This window comes from Seonamhaeicola marinus, assembly GCF_008085455.1.
The window spans coordinates 1-616 of sequence record NZ_VSDQ01000687.1; the positions used below are offsets into that span (position 1 = coordinate 1).

Consider the following 616-nt stretch of genomic DNA (forward strand, 5'->3'; position numbering starts at 1 on the left):
TACCCGATAATAGGTTACAAATAGTATATTTTTATTTTGCCATATTAGTGGCTTTAATTGTGTGGCGTTTAGCGTATATAAATTTTATAGTGTCTCCAAGGTTTTACCGAAAGGCGCTTATTGTTGGCGAGACATCATATATTGAAACTATTATTGAAGCTTTTAAAGATGCCGACCCCAATTATAAAATTGTTGGTTTTGTTAATTGTGAGGCTAACAGTAAAGAATCTATAAAGTTTAATGGTGTTAAAGAATACAGCCCTAAAGATTTAAAAACTGTAGTAGCAAACGAACATATTTCTGAAATTGTTGTAGCAAGTTATAATGCCGAAACCATAACGTATCAAATTTACTATGCGCTAATTTCATTATTAGAAGATGGAATACCTATAAGAGAATATACCCATGTTTATGAAGATTTAACCGAACGTATTCCTGTGCAATTTGTAGGTAAAGATTTTTATAAATACTTTCCGTTTAGCCGAAGTAATCAAAATAAAATGTACTTGTTTTTTCGTAGGTTTTTTGATGTGTTTGTTGCTGCAATTGGCTTAGTTTGGGGTGTGTTATTTTTACCTGTAGTTTTAATGGGTAATGTATTAGCTAATAGAGGACC

Annotated in this window: 1 protein-coding gene; it reads left to right on the forward strand. The window is 31.3% G+C overall.

Features of this window, described 5'->3' with window-relative positions; genetic code table 11:
- Positions 1 to 616, forward strand: a 616-nt coding sequence (locus FUA24_RS25250; protein WP_394344212.1) for a nucleoside-diphosphate sugar epimerase/dehydratase, incomplete at both ends; no start/stop codon positions are given.